The sequence below is a fragment of the Herbiconiux daphne genome (assembly GCF_024979295.1).
Classification (GTDB): domain Bacteria; phylum Actinomycetota; class Actinomycetes; order Actinomycetales; family Microbacteriaceae; genus Herbiconiux; species Herbiconiux daphnes.
Map to the genome: position 1 here is coordinate 1 of NZ_JANLCJ010000207.1, position 924 is coordinate 924.

1 protein-coding gene is annotated in these 924 nt (G+C 47.3%); it reads right to left on the reverse strand.

The window, feature by feature from the left end:
• On the reverse strand, positions 1-826 hold an 826-nt coding region (locus tag N1032_RS24130; RefSeq protein WP_407933080.1), incomplete at its 3' end, for a class II glutamine amidotransferase.
• Between the last annotated feature and the right edge of the window lie 98 nt (positions 827-924).

A 924-nucleotide genomic window follows, 5' to 3' on the forward strand; every position in this document is an offset into this window, starting at 1 on the left:
TATCGAGGTATCTGTCCCACCCGTCATCGTCATCATACTGATCCCACTGAGAATTGCCTCTTGAACCAAGATACCCAGGGGTGGCGTAGACGTAGCGAAACACTGGAAGCTCATGCTTCCGTTCCTCCTTGAAACGGAATACTCCATTGGCAACTTCAAATACATACTGAGTACCAACTTCCGCCTCAAAGTGACGCTTGGCAGTTGGGCCTTTGACGCGTTTGGAAAGCCACATTAACATGTCTTCCTCAGACGCACCGAACCAGTCGCCGGATGCTGTTTCCATGAAATGGAACGGACGATCTTTGTTGCGGATAAAGTTCAGTGTCTGGTCTTTGGCATCAAACCAAACCAGAGTAAACTTACCGTTCAACTTTTTGATCGTTTCTTCGATACCGATCTTGTCGATAGAATAAGCGATGTTCTCGCTGTCTACCGCAAACTTCTGATGATCAGGCAACAGGCTCTGGTTGTCCAGAGTACCGTTGTGAACCAGAGTAATCGAACCGTGTTGGAACGGATGGGCATTGCGGTCAACCACTTCGCCCATAGTTGCATAGCGGTTGTGACCGACTAAGAACTTAGGCAATTTGGTGACTGTCGCATTTGCGTTGTGGGTGGCTGGACGTTTCTCTTCCTTCACCTCATCCCACAAACCTTTCTTGCGAATGAATACATCCGCAGGTACAGCTGCCTTGCGAATTTTAACTTCGACCGGCTCTTTAGGGTCAAAACTGAAACCAGAATAAACACCAGTAGAGTGATCACCACGAACGATGTCACAGTACAACAGAGTCTCGAAGAAATCAATGTCGCGGGTTCCCATTGTATTAGAACCAGCAAAGACTATTCCACACAAAGTCTTATCCTCTAGCGGGGCATGTTTCAGCCCCTCATCTTTATTTACGTTTTAATTTAGGGAGC